At 46.0% G+C, this 17,150-nt stretch carries 13 protein-coding genes; 8 read left to right on the top strand and 5 right to left on the bottom strand.

What is annotated here, in order from left to right:
• Positions 1-10: 10 nt before the first annotated feature.
• Positions 11-589, bottom strand: coding sequence for a TetR/AcrR family transcriptional regulator (locus GC093_RS29615; RefSeq protein WP_171655537.1), 579 nt, complete (start codon positions 587-589; stop codon positions 11-13).
• Positions 590-692: 103 nt separating this feature from the next.
• Here GC093_RS29615 and GC093_RS29610 point away from each other — a divergent pair, with 103 nt between their 5' ends.
• Both GC093_RS29610 and GC093_RS29605 read left to right on the top strand, forming a co-directional pair.
• Positions 693-1,337, top strand: a complete 645-nt coding sequence (locus GC093_RS29610) for an NADPH-dependent F420 reductase (RefSeq protein ID WP_171655536.1) — start codon at positions 693-695, stop codon at positions 1,335-1,337.
• Positions 1,338-1,467: 130 nt separating this feature from the next.
• Positions 1,468-2,436 (top strand): MraY family glycosyltransferase, encoded by a 969-nt coding sequence (locus GC093_RS29605; RefSeq protein WP_171655535.1) that lies wholly within the window; start codon positions 1,468-1,470, stop codon positions 2,434-2,436.
• Between the two features lie 495 nt (positions 2,437-2,931).
• Here the strand turns inward: GC093_RS29605 and GC093_RS29600 are convergent, their stop codons facing one another.
• The 3 genes from GC093_RS29600 to GC093_RS29590 all read right to left on the bottom strand — a co-directional run bounded on the left by GC093_RS29600 (position 2,932) and on the right by GC093_RS29590 (position 5,737).
• Positions 2,932-3,507, bottom strand: a complete 576-nt coding sequence (locus GC093_RS29600; protein ID WP_171655534.1) for a GerMN domain-containing protein — start codon at positions 3,505-3,507, stop codon at positions 2,932-2,934.
• Between the two features lie 23 nt (positions 3,508-3,530).
• Positions 3,531-4,907 (bottom strand): N-acetylmuramoyl-L-alanine amidase family protein, encoded by a 1,377-nt coding sequence (locus tag GC093_RS29595; protein WP_171655533.1) that lies wholly within the window; start codon positions 4,905-4,907, stop codon positions 3,531-3,533.
• A 335-nt stretch (positions 4,908-5,242) separates the two neighbouring features.
• The gene (locus tag GC093_RS29590; RefSeq protein ID WP_171655638.1) at positions 5,243-5,737 is read right to left on the bottom strand and encodes a metal-dependent hydrolase; all 495 of its coding nucleotides are present in this window, start codon (positions 5,735-5,737) and stop codon (positions 5,243-5,245) included.
• Between the two features lie 230 nt (positions 5,738-5,967).
• On the opposite strand from GC093_RS29590, the gene GC093_RS29585 reads away from it, so the two are divergent.
• Positions 5,968-10,422 (top strand): DEAD/DEAH box helicase, encoded by a 4,455-nt coding sequence (locus GC093_RS29585; RefSeq protein WP_171655532.1) that lies wholly within the window; start codon positions 5,968-5,970, stop codon positions 10,420-10,422.
• Positions 10,423-10,434: 12 nt separating this feature from the next.
• Here GC093_RS29585 and GC093_RS29580 read toward each other — a convergent pair whose 3' ends face one another.
• The gene (locus GC093_RS29580; RefSeq protein ID WP_171655531.1) at positions 10,435-11,367 is read right to left on the bottom strand and encodes an aldo/keto reductase; all 933 of its coding nucleotides are present in this window, start codon (positions 11,365-11,367) and stop codon (positions 10,435-10,437) included.
• Between the two features lie 329 nt (positions 11,368-11,696).
• Here GC093_RS29580 and GC093_RS29575 point away from each other — a divergent pair, with 329 nt between their 5' ends.
• The 5 genes from GC093_RS29575 (at position 11,697) to GC093_RS29555 (ending at position 17,093) form a co-directional block, all read left to right on the top strand.
• A complete protein-coding gene (locus GC093_RS29575; RefSeq protein WP_171655530.1) occupies positions 11,697-12,842 on the top strand; it encodes a GNAT family N-acetyltransferase in 1,146 nt (381 codons plus the stop codon).
• Positions 12,843-13,100: 258 nt separating this feature from the next.
• Positions 13,101-13,925: an ABC transporter permease gene (locus GC093_RS29570; RefSeq protein WP_171655529.1), complete on the top strand. Its 825-nt coding sequence runs from the start codon at positions 13,101-13,103 to the stop codon at positions 13,923-13,925.
• Positions 13,926-14,005: 80 nt separating this feature from the next.
• Positions 14,006-15,028 carry an ABC transporter ATP-binding protein gene (locus GC093_RS29565; RefSeq protein WP_171655528.1) on the top strand — a complete coding sequence of 341 codons (1,023 nt, stop codon included), beginning with the start codon at positions 14,006-14,008 and terminating at the stop codon, positions 15,026-15,028.
• Positions 15,029-15,099: 71 nt separating this feature from the next.
• Positions 15,100-16,254, top strand: a complete 1,155-nt coding sequence (locus GC093_RS29560) for an extracellular solute-binding protein (RefSeq protein ID WP_246315625.1) — start codon at positions 15,100-15,102, stop codon at positions 16,252-16,254.
• Positions 16,251-17,093: an ABC transporter permease gene (locus GC093_RS29555; protein WP_171655527.1), complete on the top strand. Its 843-nt coding sequence runs from the start codon at positions 16,251-16,253 to the stop codon at positions 17,091-17,093. The genes GC093_RS29560 and GC093_RS29555 overlap by 4 nt, the downstream gene beginning before the upstream one ends.
• Positions 17,094-17,150 lie beyond the last annotated feature (57 nt).

Below are 17,150 nucleotides of genomic sequence, written 5' to 3'. Positions count from 1 at the left end.
TTTTGTTTGGTTAGCGATAGGACTGGATCATTGTGATTGCCGCATTAACAACGCCTGCCGCTGGGCTATCCGCACCAAGAAATCGGGAAGACATACAAAACCCTTCCAAGAGTAGAAACAGCTGCCGAGCAAGGAGTTCAGGTGAATGTAATTCCGCTTGTTTACATATGGATTCCAAACGCTTAATGACGGATTGTTTATGATCAACAGCTGCTTTATTCACAATATGTTCGGGAAACGGGAACTCGACAGCAACGGCCTGATATAAGCAGAAAGTCGACATGGGGGAGGATGAATGCTGCTTGGCAACTGCCTCGAAAATAGCGATGAGTTGATTTTCCGGTTCAGGTATTTGATGGATCGTGTTCTCAAACCATTCCCAGTACAACTCGTCTGATCGTTCCAATATAGCAACAATCAGGTGATCCTTCGAAGGGAAATGCTTGTACATCGTCATTTTCGTAATCCCGGATTCAGCTGCAATCGTATCGACGCCCACAGCATGGAACCCCTTGTGAAAAAACAAGCTGCTTGCAGTGACCAGCAGCTGCTCGCGTGCAACTGATTTCTTTCCCTCTGATTTACTCATGACAACCCTCATTTCTTATTAGTTGACATTATACAGATCGGTATATATACTGTCAATATAAGTATACAGACCTGTATGTATACAAAAAAAGGAGGAATAAACGATGAAAATTGGAATTATCGGTTCCGGAAATGCAGGTCAAACTTTGGGGAGCGCACTTGTTAAACAAGGGCATGAAGTCAAATTGGGAACAAGAAGCCCCCGGAAGCTGGACGAATGGCTGCGGCAAGTTAATGATGACAGAGCTACTGTTGGTTCGTTCGAGGAGGCTGCTGCACACGGTAATGTTGTTTTTAATGCCGTTTCTGGAGCGGGGGCATTGGATGCATTACAAGCGGCAGGCAGTCATAATTTGCGTGGCAAAATATTGATCGATATTTCTCTTCCTTTGGATTTTTCGAACGGGACACTGACATTATTCGTAGCGAATACGGATTCTCTCGGGGAACAGATCCAACGCGGCTTTCCAGATGTAAAAGTAGTGAAAACCCTGAATACCGTTAGCTCCGCGCTTATGGTAAACCCACGAAGCCTTGCGGAAGGTCAGCATGATCTGTTTATAAGCGGAAATGATGCTTATGCCAGAAATGAAGTCATTGGATATTTGAAGGATTGGTTTGGTTGGGAGCATATTATTGATCTGGGGGACATCTCTTCCGCACGCGGCACGGAGATGCTACTAGCTCTTTTATCCAGAATACACATGAATGTGGGTCACTCGAGGTTCAACTTCAAAGTTGTGCGATAAGACCATTCAAATGTCCAGGGACTTTAGCGTCCTTGGATTTTTTTTATGCTGCGAGACATGAATCGACAGAAGCAGCTTATCTTGTGTATAATTAAACTTGTGACAGCTTTTTCTAAAATTTGTATTGGGGATGGTAATCATAATCTACGCAGCAGCTTTTCTAATCTCTTTTTTGATCGTATACTTACTCATTCCTCCGCTTGGGAAATTGGCCTTCCGTCTTGATTTTGTGGATAAGCCTAGACAAGATGTCGAAAGAAAGATACATAGGGAGCCTATCCCACTTACTGCTAGCTATGCTATTTTTGCTGGATTTGCTGTCACTTATTTGTGCTTTTCAAAAGGATTTACGATGCAAACGGCTGCCATTCTAGCCGGATCACTGTTGTTATTGACTATCGGAACCGTAGATGACTGGTACAAGACGCGGGGCAAGGATTTTCCGGCGTTACCTAAGATGATCGTTCAGGTATCTGCTGCTGTTCTTGTATATGCATCGGGTATTACCTTTGACGGATTCTATAACCCATTCAGCGGGGAGTTTATCGGATTACCGGATTGGCTGCAATTTATTTTAACTATCCTATGGATTTTCGGCGTCACAACGGTTATTAACTTTTCAGATGGCATGGATGGACTCGCTGGCGGGCTTTCCGCGATATCTGCGGTAACCCTCTTTGTTGTTGCCTTGGTAAAGGGGCAGACCGATTCGGCTGTAATGGCCATCATTTTGATCGGTGTCGCCGTTGCTTATTTACGTTACAATAAACCCCCTGCCAAAGTATTTATGGGTGACGCGGGTGCGACCTTCTTGGGATTCATACTGGCTGTAATCGCTCTGGACGGTGCTTTCAAGCAAGCTACAGTGCTTTCGCTGTTTATTCCCATCTTAGCGTTAGGGGTACCGATATTCGATAATATATTTGTCGTGTTCAAACGTCTCCTGCAAGGCAAACCCATATATCAGGCTGATGCAAGCCAGGCTCATTACCGTCTGCTGCGGCTAGGCTTAAATCAGAAGCAGGTTGTTGTATTCCTTTGTTTGATCGGTGTGTGCTTTAGCTTATCCTCGATTATTTTATTGCTGCTGCAGGTATAAAAAGATAATTAGTACCTTACATTTTGATCTGAAGGGCAGACTTTATGGAGATTTTGCGCAGCATAGCATCCCTGGTTTGCAAATCTGCAGCAAAAAATGAGTCGCATTGAATAAGTGCATACAAAGCTTCTTCAGCTGCAGCACAAGCTAGCTTTTCACATTGTAGGAGATAGTAACAAATGCTGTAGCAATCATTTTCCTGCATCCTTAAGATAGATATTCGCTCATGTATGTCCACAATCAATCACCATCCTTGCTACACCTTATTCTAAATAGTTTTGGACGATTGAATAGTACTATATTTATCTAGTACCCTGACACCTACGGGCAAGGATAGCTAAATTTATTCCATCCGTTCTTAATAAAAAAATGGCTTCCAACCCAAAAGGTGGAAGCCGTTTTTTTAACTTAAAAAAGTATGCGGTTTACTTCATTGCTGCTCACTCCTGACCAAACGATCTCGTCAATGAGGAGCTTATCCTTGCTAATATGGGGTTACTTTCCTCTTTTCATCGGATGAGGCAGATCCATATGGCCCATTAGCGATTCGGCAGGCTTACCGTCCACTAAAATATCAAGGGTGTCCACTTCAGAGAATTGAAATATGGTTTTCTGAAGAGCTTCCAGCAGCATGGCTTCGCCTCCGGATCCAAGACGACCTTCACCAGAAACGGTAAGGTCCAACGTAAGCTGCTTATCTTTCAAAACAGCGGATTTAAAGCCTAGCGAGTCAGCTAAAGGAATTAGATTGCTATCCTGTGGAGCTTTTTTCAAAGTCCAAAGCGCAGTCGTGTACTTATCCTTCTCATCCTTGTAGCTGATGGATACTTCTTTCTCTACCAGCTTCGTCGCTTGTTCATCGCCATAGTAGGCTTTAATCTGGAGACGAATCGGGTCCTTCTCCACAGTTGCAGGGTCACCTTTGGAAGGCGGAGTCGTCTGGCTGTTAGTTGCCGGAGGCTCGGAAGCTTGGGAATTATTTCCGCTGCTTGTTGGCTTTTGCCCGCATCCTGAGAAGACAAGCGCTACCGCTCCAATGATTAATAAACTGCGAATTGTATACTTTTGCATCGAATCCACCACCTTTTTTCCGCTTACTGAATCTTGAGCTGTTCTTTAATTCCCGCTACGATTGCAAGAGCTACCTTATCCTGAAAGGATTCGTCGAACATAAGGGCGGAATCACGTTCATTCGACAGATACCCCACTTCCAGCAGCACAGCAGGCATATTAGTAACTTTAACCACACGGAAAGGCTGTTGACGCACTCCGCGGTCAGGGAGGCCAGTCGCCGCTATTAAATGCTGATGCATGATCTGGGCAAAAGAATCGCTATCGGATTTGTAATAATAGGTTTCTGTACCCGTAGTTGCTGCAGTATAACTATTGCCATGAATGGATACAAATAGATCGGCGTTACGGTTATTAGCAAAGCTAGCACGATCATCCAAAGGAATGAAAGTATCGTCATTTCGAGTTAGCAAAGGCTCTATTAGCGTTTCTTTTTGGAGCAGGTTATACACCTTGAGCCCCATAGTAAGATTAAATTCCTTCTCCACGCTTCCCGTGACGGATTTGGCTCCTGGATCTTGGTCTCCATGACCAGGATCGATGACGACTTTATACTTTGCGCCTTTTTGCAATATACCGGTAAGTGCGGCTGTATTTAGTCCTGATTCCCATTTCAGGTCCATGGACTCCTTCATATCAAGCACGATGCGAACTGCACCGGGATTCACATTGTACAATGAGTAGCGGACATTAGCAACGTACACATTTTTGGAAACGGATTCCCCGCTTTTATTTGCTGCATCTTTATACAGGGAAGGATCCAACACGGCATTGGGAATATCAATCACAATCCGTTTAGGATTTTGTAAAGTGAATTGGCTCGGTTTCAGTTCACCAGAGTCTGCTTTAATTACTAATTGGGAAGAAGTCATATCAATATTTTTAATAATGGGCAAAGGCTTACTTGGGGGAGCTGTCTCAGGGTTGCTTGTAGCAGGCTTGTCCCCCGCGTTATCGCGCTTCTCCTGTAAATAAACGGCTCGCTGCACATCATTCCAATTCACTTCTACACCCAGGTTTTCAGCAACAAAACGGACAGGCAGCAATGTGTTTCCTTCAATAAGGAGTGGGGCGGAATCCAGATTGTTATTGACTCCGTTCACGGTTGCTGAGAGCTGATCGATAACCATTTCGATTTTCATAGAAGCCTTCGTAATCATCACTTTACGGGCAGCTTGATTCCACTCTACCTTGGCACCAAGCTCTTCAGCGATAATCCGTATGGGAACCATGGTCACATCCTTGATAATTCGCGGAGCAACCTCAGGCTTCAATTCTTTTCCGTTAAAAAATAAAGGTACGCCAGCGGCAGAACTCTGAGGCGCAGCAGACGCCAATACGGGCAGCATAAGGGCTGTTAGCAACAGCAATAATAGTGTAAAAACAAACCTTAACTTCATTGTTCACCTCTGGAAAATTATTCGTAGATGCTGCAATACTATAAAAAGTTACATAGTAAATTTCGGTAGGTTCGACAGCGCACTTACTGTATTGCTTTTCTAGATGGCCTCACCTCCTTAGAAGTATGCTGTAGCGGAATAGCTTCAAAAGTATAGAGGATTGCTGGAACAAATGAGCTCGTACTTTTGTACAGCATGCATGTTTAGACTCTATAGAATGAAAAATGTTGCATTTTTCCAGTATGCATTTCAAAAATTGAGTCGAAAGAAGTAGAATGATGAACCAAGATTGCTGTAAGCATCGACCTATGGTAATGAAATGTAACTATTTGAACTCAAAATTGGATGGTTGATAAAGGAATCCATAGACTTACGCCAAGAAGCATCCATTGAAAAGCCGTCTCACCTGCTGACCCGGTATCCACCGCTAGAAATTTGGGAAGCAAACGAACTTTAAATTTCAGAGGCCAGAGCAGCTGCACTCCCTTCTCATTGAGCAAATCAATTAGAGGGTGTGACGCGTATGCGGTAATGAATACCCAATAATACAAAATGGGCAATGGCGTGGTGATTAACCATAAAATCATAATAAAGAGCAATGAATGTGTAACGGTTCTGTGACGTACTTTAAGAATCCGCAGCAATGCTGACAAAGGAAACAATATTTTGGCCATTGTAGATCCCTGTTTGTCCACATCGGCTAAGGGGCCAGCCAAACAACCCAGCAGAACAGCCCCGAAAGCCTCCCAGGATAAAAAGGGCACATTTTGGTGAATTAGTACGCATTCAGCAGCGACTAGTCCTGCTACGCTATGTGTTTTTTGTAAAATGATAATCTCTCCTTAGTTGTTCGCTAGTTTCGTAAGCATAGCTAACAGTAAAGGTTTCGTAAACAAATTACAAATACGGTACGTACGCGCTAAATAGCTGCATAAGCAATCTATACACAGGGAGCTTCCGAACGGCTAAAGTTTACATTCCATAATATGGTATACTGTGTTCAATATCCAAAACATTTTTAAGGTTTTATTAAATGAGCTTGCAAAGGAGATTTCTTAACATGAGCGATACGGGAGCAGGAACCTTTCATCCGTTGATTGCGAAATGGTTTGGGGATCGGTTTGGCAATCCTACGGATGTCCAGGTCCGATCATGGAAGGCGATTCAAAGTGGAGTGCATACTTTAATTGCGGCGCCTACCGGATCAGGTAAAACATTGGCCTCGCTGCTGCCTTGTTTAAGCTGGATTTTGCAGGATAAAGAATTGGAAGATGAGACAGCTTCGACCCCTGGGGTAAAGCTTCTATATATAACGCCGCTGAAGGCGCTTAACAATGATATTCACCATCATGTGATCGAATATATCGCTGAGCTTAAGCAATTGGCTGAGGAGCAGGGCAGCAGCTGGCGGGGGCTTTCTATAGGTGTTAGGACGGGCGATACTTCTCAAAGCACCCGTGCTTCCATGCTGCGTAATCCGCCTGACGTGCTGGTAACGACTCCGGAATCGCTCTATTTGCTGCTAACCTCTCCCAAGGGAAGAATGATGCTGAAGACGGTTCTATTCTGCGTGGTGGATGAAATTCATGATTTAGCTGCGGATAGCAGAGGCTTGCATTTATCGGTGACACTCGAAAGGCTGACCGATTGGATTGGCGTTACACCCCAGCGCATTGGGGTTTCGGCTACACAGAAGCCGATTGAGCGAATCGCTACGTATCTGGGAGGCTGGGATGGTGATACGGCGCGGGCCGTCGAGATCATCGAAAGCCGGATGGAGAAGAAATTCAGCCTGCGAGTTACCCTGCCTGAGCAAGCGATAATTACGAAAGATAAACAGGAAGCTATTTGGAAGCCGCTAACCGATCATATTATGAAGCTGATAGAAGACAGCCGATCAGCGCTAATATTTGTGAACAACCGACGGTTATGCGAGCGTCTGACATTAAGGCTCAACGACCACGTCGGCTATGAAATGGCTCGTTCGCATCACGGGAGTATTTCTCGGGAGCAGCGGCTTGAGGTCGAAGGAGCTCTCAAAGCAGGGAAGCTTCGCTGTCTTGTCGCCACCTCCTCGCTGGAGCTCGGCATCGATGTAGGGCACATCGATCTGGTGCTGCAGATCGATTCGCCGAAGAGCGCAGCAGCGGGTATTCAGCGCATCGGCAGGGCGGGCCACTCCGTGGGCGATGAAAGCCGCGGAGTGATCGTGGCACGCACCCGCGGGCAGCTGCCGGAATGTGCCGTGCTCGCACGAAATATTGAGGCACGGGAGATCGAAGCCATCCACATACCGCGATATGCGCTGGATGTGCTATGCCAGCAGATCGTCGCGATGGTCGCCGCCGATGACCGGACGGTTGAGCAGCTGCAGCAAGCTCTGAATAGAAGCTACGGCTATCACGGCTTTCCTCTGGAGCGTCTGGAGGCTGTGCTTCAGGTGCTCTCGGGTTATTATCCATTTGTCCGGCCGCTGGTAGATTGGGATCGGACAACCCATCTTGTGACTCGTCGAAGCTCAACGGCGATGACGGCAATTATGGGCGCAGGGACTATCCCGCAAGGGAGCGCTTATCCTGTCCATCATGCGGAAAGCCGTATTCATTTGGGTGAATTGGATGAGGAGTACATCCATGAGAGTAGGGTTGGCGATGTATTTCAGCTAGGCACGGGCTCATGGAGAATCCAGTCCATTCGAAACGATCGAGTTTATGTGGTGGAGGAGTCAGGCAATACGTTTAGCGAAATCCCATTTTGGCGGGGAGAAGGACAAGGGAGAGCGGTTGCATTTTCTACTGAGATTGGCTGTTTTTTGGAGTATGCTGAGGAGCGGCTTGAAAAGGAACAGAAGTCTCAAACTATACAATGGTTGATGGATTCGCATTTTATGGAGGCGCATGCTGCGGATGAACTGCTGATGCTTATCCACTCACAGAAAGCTGTCTCTGAGCTGCCAACACACCGCCGCATTGTCATTGAACAATTTCAAGATGACTTCAAGCAGCATCATCTCATTATTCACAGCTGGTTTGGGCGGGCATTTAACCGGACGTGGCAGCTCGCGATCCAGCTTCATGCTGAGCGTTCTTTGCCTTATCGTATCTATGCTAATGCCAAGGATAACGGAATCGAATTTATTATCCCGGATGGGGGCAATGGAGAGGCTCTGAAACTGCTGCCGTTGATTCGTGAGGTGACCTCAGAGCGTCTGGAGGAGCTGCTTCGTCAAGCGGTACCTTCTTCGCCGCAATTCGGCATAGCCTTTCGTCGTCTGGCCGAAACCTCATTACTGCTGTCACGCAGCTTCAATCGTATGCCGACTTGGCAAAAAAGGCTGCGAAGCGAGGAGCTTCTAAGAGAATCGCTGCCTTATGCAGAGCAGTTCCCTTTTATAGGCGAAGCTATAAGGCTGTGCTTGCATGAAGAGCTGGATGTGGAGGGTGTGAGAGCTGCATTGATTCAGATCGAAACCGGAAAGCTGGAGGTGATTGTCAAGCACGCTGCTTTTCCATCTCCGTTTGCGGTGTTGTTTCTTGCTGATTTTATCAATGCTCAAATGTATGAGTCGGATGCGGTGGGGCGGGATGTACAGACGCGTTTGATGGGAATAGACCGATCGCTGGCAGGACAATGGTTCGGTGATGTACCTGCTCAGGAGGCCGCAGACGGCGCTGTTTCTAATGCAGATGAACAGCTGGAGGCTGAAGGACTTGCGGCTGAGCCGGCTGTACATCATGCAGAACAATTAATAAGTCTGTTAAAACGACGCGGAGAACGCACAGAAGCCGAGCTGTCAGAAATGATTGCGGACGGTAGGATGGAAGAGTTTTTGGATTCATTGAAGCGAGAAAAGAGATTGTGCCCAATTTATATGGGTGGAGGCTTATCATCCTATTGGATTTGCGCTGATGAAGCTGATACGTATGCACTTATAGGGAAGGCGCCGCTGGCTGACCGATTCATACTGACTCGCTATATCGATCGTCAGGTAAGCTTTACCGCGGAGCAATTAAATCAAAGATACGGTTTGGACGGACAAAGGATCGAGGAGCTTCTGCATGAGTGGGAAGCGGAAGGCCGTATTGAAGCTGCCCCTCTTACAATGAACAACACAGTCCTGCCTGCGGACAGCGAAGCTATGTCCCATTCCGATGGAAAGGTTGTTCGTGTATGGCTGAACCGTCAGGCGAATGCCCGACAAACTCGAACGAAAGCGCATGCGCTTAGGCAGGCTGCAGAGTCGGTCAATCCGGTTAGCTATTGCACAAGGATGATGGCGCTTCAGCATGTTTTGCCTCACATGCGTCTTAGCGGTGAAGAGGGACTGCGGGAGGTTATTGCGAAGCTGCAGGGCTTCTTTTGCCCGTTGTCTCAATGGGAGACGTCTATTTTTCCACTTCGTATGACGGATTACCGCAAAGAAATGTTAGACCAGCTGTGTGCAGGTGGGGAAGTGTTATGGATTGGTCAAAAGCAGGAGGAGGAGAAAGAGGGGCGCATTGCTTTTTTTCTGTCAGAGAGTAAGGAGCTTTACGCACCGTTTCTTGAACAGGGATATGAGCTAAATCCACCGCAAACGGCTGATGGAGAAGAAGGTGAGCCACTACTCGAGCTGCTAACACGTAAAGGAGCGAGCTTCCTCTCGGCTCTTAGCCGTGAAACAGGGGATATTCCATCGGAGCTGACCGCAGACTTACTGGCCCTTTCTTGGAGAGGTTTAGTATCGAATGATCAATTTGCGCCGCTTCGTTTGAATGGGGCTGCTAAATCCGCTAAGCCCTCTAAGGGCAAAGGCTTTCAATCAGGTCTTGGACGATGGTACGCCCTAAGCTCACTGAAGGAGGAACACAATCCCCAAGCCGCGTTATCCGCATGGATCAAGCATTTGCTCGGCGGATATGGGCTGCTGACCAAGGAGCTTGCAGCACAGCATCTTCCGTGGTCATGGGATGAGGTTTATGCTGCTTTGAAACAGCTGGAAAATTGGGGAATGCTGACCAGGGGACTCTGGGTCAAGGACGTGAAGACACTGCAGTTTTCCATTAAGGATCAAGTAGAGAATCTACGTACCCGCCAATGGGACGGAGATCTGCGCCCGATTGTGCTGCCTTCCACAGACCCTGCCAATCCTTTTGGCCTGATTGTTAAATGGCCTGATACGGAAGGCATGTCTTTTGCGAGGAAAAAAGGAAATGATCTAGTCATCCAAAGAGGACGCTGGCTACTATGGATAGAAAACGGCGGGAAGCGAATTTACACGATGTATGATCAGGTAGAAGGTGAAGAGAGAAGCGAAATAACTCCTAACCAATTGGCTCCAAATAAGGACGAGCTATATGAGCTGCTGCGGCTAGTAGCTGCCGCGTACTTGAAAGTTCCAAATACGCGAAAGCTCGTCGTCGATAAGTGGAATGATATACCCATTCTGCAGTCCGAGGCTGCAGAAATACTGCGAAAGCTGGGAGCAGAGGCTGACCGTAATTCCCTTGTTATATGGCCAAGTGCTTTAAGGTGAAGCTAGTATGCTTTATTCCGCTCCGAATTCCAGCCAGCTCACTTCCTCCGGGGTTAATGTCAGGCTGGCTGCGGCCAGATTGGAATCAAGCTCCTCAGGTGCATAGGCAGCGACCAGTGCGCAAGTAGGGAATGGTTGATTAAGCACGTAGGCGAGCGCGAGCTGCACGGAGGGCACTCCCTTTTTCTTTGCGAGTTGTCTAGTTCGCTCAAGGCGCTGCCAATTGCCTTCACTGTAATAAGTGCGAACCATCTCTTCATCCTCTCGATGCTCAGGTGAGAAACGGCCGGCCATAAAGCCGCCACCCAAGGAGGACCACGATAGCAAAGGCATGCCGGTCGATTGATGCCATTGGCAGGTTTTTTCATCGGCTGGGACGCAGCCGGCCCAACGAGGCACAATCATTTTAGCCAAGCTCAAGTTAGTACTGCTGAATGTAAAGCCTGTTAAACCGTTTTGCTGCGCGTAATCATTAGCCTCCTGAATACGTTGGTATGACCAGTTGGAAGCGCCGAGTGCGCGGATTTTACCGGCCTGCAGATGCTCGTTGAGAATGTCGATGATTGGGCCCACCGGCACATTCGGATCGTCACGATGCAGAGCATACAGGTCAATGTAATCTGTTTGGAGCCGCTCCAGGCTGATGCTCAAATCATGGGTAATTGATTGTGGGTTGACGCGATGACCAGTCTCGTCGTGGTGAGCGCCTTTGGTCAGGATAATAACCTGCTCCCTGTTATCTCTTTCATGCATCCATTTGCCGATTGTCTTCTCGCTTTCACCATCACCATATTGAAAGGCGGTATCGATGGTATTGCCACCCATTGCTGTAAACTTATCAAGCAAGCTGCTGGCAAGGCCAAATTTTGATTGATTGAAATGATCGCAGCCCATAATGAGCTGTCCGCATGGTTGATAAAGCCCATTTATCAAAATCGTTTTCATTTATCAAATGCTTCCTTTCATGAACGAATTGGGGTAAGCGCTTGCCCTTGAATCTATGCTAAGTATAACGCAGACAAAAAGTAGTAGGCAATAAGGAGAAGGATATTTTTGGAGCCGTTGAAATAGTATGAAATATAGACCAATGGAAGCTTGCTAAATTTTACGGAGACGGCTTCCTTTTCCAATGATCTTCCATTATAATAACGAGCAAGCATATATGCTGACTGCAAGGAGGCCTCTATTGGGAATAGATAATTAGTAAAAATCAGGAATTGCAAACGGTTACATTCTAAGGGGAATGTGAGAACATAGTGAATGGGAGGAATACCATGACAGTATCCAGATCAGCCAAACCAGATGAAATTGAAAGGCTAGTAGCTCTGGCCGACCGTACGTTTCGCAAGCCTGGACAAACCTCGATGGGAGCGGCTTACTCCATGCTTTTTTCCAAGGACAATGCACATAATCTGTTAATCATAGAGGAGGATGGGATACCAGCGACATTGGTAGGATTATTAAAATCTGAGCTTTCGATTGCCGGCTGCACCATTCCTGTTGTAAGTATGGGGGCTGTCTGCACAGATACAGCCTACAGAGGGAGAAACTTCGCAGATAGGCTCGTAAAACGAAGCATAGATAAATGCGCGGAGGATGGCGCTCAATTGCTGCTAATATCAGGAACCCGCGGTCTGTATCAAAGGAATGATTGCTTAGAGGTAGGGGGAGTTAGGCGCTTCACAATCCGGTCAAATGAGGATTTGGAGGGGCTGGAAAGAGCCGAAGCAGTGATACGCCCTTATGATGAGGTGCAGGATCAGGATCGGCCTGCAATCATTAAGCTGATGGAAGCAGAGAAGGCTTACTACAAAAGGACAGAGGCTGAACTTGATCAGCTTATTCGCAGTGCTGCTGTTGCAAGTAACGAAAGTGCGGAGCAGCATGTTGGGTTGAGTTTCACAAATAATGGTGAAGCAATAGGGTATATAGTATACGTTTTATTGATAAAAGAAGGATTCCTTACAGCAGAGATTCTGGAATATGCGGGCAATGATGAAGCTGTCATCGGCTTGCTCCATGAAATTATCGATCGCTTAAGTCCGCAGCAGCTTCATATTCCTGTTATGGGAGATAGAGCTGCATTATCGGAGAAGCTGGCTTCGACAGGCTGCGCCTTTTCCGAGAGCATGATTCCTGGCACAATTCGTATGATTAATTTCCCTGGACTGTGGAGCTCATTGCAGCCTTATATGATGCGGCAGCTTGGTGCGGACCGGCTGTCGGAACTGAGTTTAGTGGAAACCAGTAACGGCTATAAAATCAGCTATAAGGATGAATCCTTAACAATCGGGCATCGAGGTGCAACAGCACTTTTGTTTAATGGCTCTTCTTTGACCGAACAGAGTGAGCTGAAGGCAGTTCTTGCACAGCTGTTTCCTCTGCCATTTCCTTACACTGAAAACCTGAATTTTGTTTAAAAGCAGCAGCTTGTGACCTTCAAGACACCTAGCACGTATGGCTGAAACATTAATGATGTCTTTAGTTGTCAACTATTTATTGCTTAGTGCTTTTATTGAACAAAAGTATCCATTACTAACAATATATAGTTGACAAATATGCATAAATTGTTAATAATCTAAATACATTAGGTTAACCGCTTACCCCAACATACAATCTATTAAACCGGTTTAGCTTATGGAGGTTATGAAAGTTTTGAAAGGGGAGATTGAGCTCGCATGATGTGGTATTTCAAAGCCCAAGGTAAACGGAAGCTGATCGAATTTATTATTCTCGTCATCTTTGCTGTTTTTTTTATGGGTCCTTTACTGAATCTGTTATTGTTAGCGTTTACAGGGAAATGGCAGTACCCGGCAGTCTTACCGCAGTCATGGTCAATGGATTGGTGGAAGTTCGTACTTTCCAAGGATGAGGTGGTCAAATCAATTGGGCTATCATTTTTAATTGCCACAGTTGTAACCGCTTTATCGATCATTATTTGTATACCGGCAGCTTATGCATTTGCAAGAATTCGCTTTCCGCTTAGCCGTTGGTTTTTGTTCTCGTTTCTGCTAACCCACGCATTTCCGAAAATGGGGCTTTATGTTTCAATTGCCGTATTATTTTACAAGGTTGGGTTGATGAATACTTTTGCAGGTGTTGTTTTAATTCATATTGTAAATACCTTAATGTTTATGACCTGGATACCGTCATCGGCTTTTCGCAATGTACATAAAGCGCAAGAGGAGTCTGCCAGAGATGTTGGCGCAAGCCCATTCCGAGTATTTTGGAGTATTACGATGCCCATGGCATTGCCTGGAATTATGGTAGCGTCGATTTTTACATTTCTGCATTCCTTGGATGAGGCACAGGGTACGTTTCTTGTTGGTATTCCTGACTTTCGTACGATGCCAGTTGTTATGTACTCGATTATTTCAGACTATCCCAGCACAGCAGGTGCCGTATTCTCTATCATTCTGACACTGCCGACTATCGTTCTTCTGCTAGCTGCACAAAGATTCGTAACGGCTGATGTTATGTCAAGCGGTTTCCAAATGAAATAATGGAAGTAAGTTTCGCTAAACCGAAACTCAGTAATGCTTACGAAGTAAGTTTCGCAAAGGCGAAACTCTAAGGAGGAACTATGATCCAGCTATCTGTACAGAGCCTCACGAAACGCTATAAAACTGGAGAAGGCGTGTCGAATATTTCTCTGAATGTTAACAAAGGAGAACTGGTTACTTTACTAGGCCCGTCTGGCTGCGGTAAAACAACAGTGCTTCGGAGTATTGGCGGGTTTCTTGAACCAGACTCGGGAGATATCGTAATCGAAGGCAAAAGTGTATTAAAGCTTCCGCCGGAAAAGCGTCCTACTGCGATGGTTTTTCAAGGCTATAATTTATGGCCGCATATGAATGTGTTCAACAACTTAGCCTTTGGCTTGAAAATAAGGAAGAAAAGCAGTTCTGAGATCGAAGAAGCCATCAAACGTGTGCTGGAGCTGGTGCGACTCCCCGGATCACAGAAGAAGTTTCCGAGCGAATTATCAGGTGGACAACAGCAACGGATCGCGGTGGCAAGAGCCTTTTTACTGGAGCCTGCAGTACTACTGCTTGACGAACCGTTCTCTGCGCTTGATGCGAAGCTGCGTCACGAAATGCGCGAGGAGCTGCGTGATATCCAAGCAAGCACTGGATTAACGATGGTCTTCGTTACGCATGATCAGGAGGAGGCACTCTCGATATCCGATCGTATCATCGTAATGAATGCTGGAAACATCGAGCAGGAAGCTAATCCTCAGGAAATATACGATAATCCGAGTTCATTATTCGTTGCCCAGTTTATCGGCAAAATGAATTTTGTTAAAGGCAATGCGGACGGGAAGCAAGTACATATGAACCGACTTCAATATGCTAATACACGGCAGTTGAGCGGAGAAGTTACGGTAGCTATTAGACCGGAGGATATTGTATTTGTGCAGCCCGATGAGGGGTTATCGGCCAAGATTCATCAGGTAATGATACTGGGACATTATGCTGAAGTGTCGCTTGAAACGGAGTTGGGTGTTCTGAAAGCGTTTTTACCGCGTGATGCTGTAAAGGATTTATCTCCAGGACAAGTTACAGGGATATCTTTTTCCAAGGTGCTTACATATAAGTCAGCCTAAACAACATGTTCATCTTTCAAGGTCAGTATGCCAATATTTGCTGGCGCAAAACTCTAAAGGAGGAATAATCGATGAACCCTATGAAAAAGCGTTTAAGTATAGCTCTTGCTTCGGTAATGGTACTGGGAGCCCTAGTGGGATGTGGCAGCGGAGGCGATAAACCGGCATCTTCAAGCGGTGGAGACAAGGGGAAGCAAGACGAATTCTCGTTTTACTTTACAGGTTCATTAAACGTCAAGGAGCTATGGGAAGTTGTTGTTCCAATGTTTGAAAAGAAATACCCGAATATCAAAGTGAAAATGGTTCATATTGATTCCGGCGCAGGCGGGCAATCCACAGTGGACCGTATTATTGCAGCAAAGCAAGCCAACCAGAAATCCGGTAACATCGATCTATATGAGAGCAGCTTAAGCGATGTTATCAAGGGGACTAAGGAAGAGCTATGGGCTCCTTTGGATACAAAGAAGATTCCTAATCTTAGTAAAATTGAAGAAAAACAATTGAGCAATGTAAAAAATATGGGGATTCCATACCGGGCATCGGCCGTTATATTGGCTTATAACAGTGCAAAAGTAAAATCACCACCAAAAACAGCTAACGAGCTGTATGACTGGATCCGTAAAAATCCGGGGCGTTTCGCCTATAATGATCCTGCAACCGGCGGTTCAGGGGATTCCTTTGTACAAACAGCCATTTATAACTTCCTTCCACCAGAGGCTAACGTCAGCTCCGATATGGCTTACGCACAAAAATGGGACCAAGGCTTTGCGCTACTGAAAGAGCTGCACCCGTTCATGTACCAAAAAGGCGTCTATCCGAAGAAAAATCAAGGAACGCTCGACTTGCTGGCCAACGGAGAAGTCGATATCATTCCAGCATGGTCCGATCAAGCTTTGGAGCAGACATCAAAGAAATTGCTGCCGGATACAACCAAGCTGGTGCAAATTGATCCTTCCTTCACGGGGGGGCCGACTTACTTGATGGTTCCGAAGCTGTCTGAGCATCCGGATTCGGTTGCTACATTCCTGGATTATGTGTTAACTCCTGAAGCGCAGAGTGTCATCGTAAACAAAATGTACGGCTATCCAGGTATCAAATGGTCTGAAATGCCACAGGAATTGAAAGACAAATTTAAGGATGTAGCTGGCGGATATCGTACATTCAGCATTGGTGATTTGGGTAAAGAGATCCAGAAACGCTGGCAGAGGGATGTTGCTGGCCAATGAGTAAAAACATAAAACAAGGGATTTTCGGGCTGCTGCTAGTAATCCCATCCTTCCTTATTCTATGCTTCGTAGTTATTGTGCCAATCATACTCGCTATTAATGAGAGCTTTAAGGACGATAAAGGTAGTTACACTTTGGCGCATTACTTCTACTTGTTCACCGACAAGGTGAGTGTTAACAATATTACGTTCACCTTGAAGCTGACTATCATATCGGTCATCATGGTGCTGCTGATCAGCTACGCATTAGCGGTATATATGAGATTTAGCGGCGGTCGACTGGTGAATGGAATTAAAAGAATGTATATGATACCCATGTTTATCCCTTCAGTAATTGCTTCTTACGGAATTATTAATATGTATGGGAATCACGGCTGGCTGTCGCGTATCTTATTGCTATTTGGCAACGAGGCATTGCCCAAAATTATATTTGATTACAAGGGTATCATTCTCGCTAACCTGTGGTTCAATATCCCGTTCACGACGATGCTGCTCACATCTGCGCTTGCCGGAATACCTAACGCAATCATCGAAAGCGCAAAGGATATCGGGGCAAGCCGCTTACAAATTTTCTTCAAATTTATCATTCCTTTGTCCTATCGGACGATGTGGGTTGCGGTTACGTTTATTTTCATGGGTATTATTGGAGGGTTTACGGCGCCGTTCTTGATTGGACCGAACTCACCGCAAGTGCTCGGTGTCGCGATGCGCCAAATATTTTCAGTCTATCAGGACACACAGCTCGCGAGCGCAAACGCCGTTTTTATGTTCATCCTTTGTTCTTTGATGGGGTACTTCTATATTCGTACGATGATAAAAGATGATAAGACAGCGCATTAAAGCTGAACACGCACCTTTCCCTTCGACGGACTTTACTGAAAAGGTAAAGCTTTTAAA

Source organism: Paenibacillus foliorum (assembly GCF_013141765.1).
Taxonomy (GTDB): Bacteria; Bacillota; Bacilli; order Paenibacillales; family NBRC-103111; genus Paenibacillus_S; species Paenibacillus_S foliorum.
Note: the sequence above shows the minus strand (reverse complement) of the source record. Positions and strands in the feature narration are given on the sequence as shown.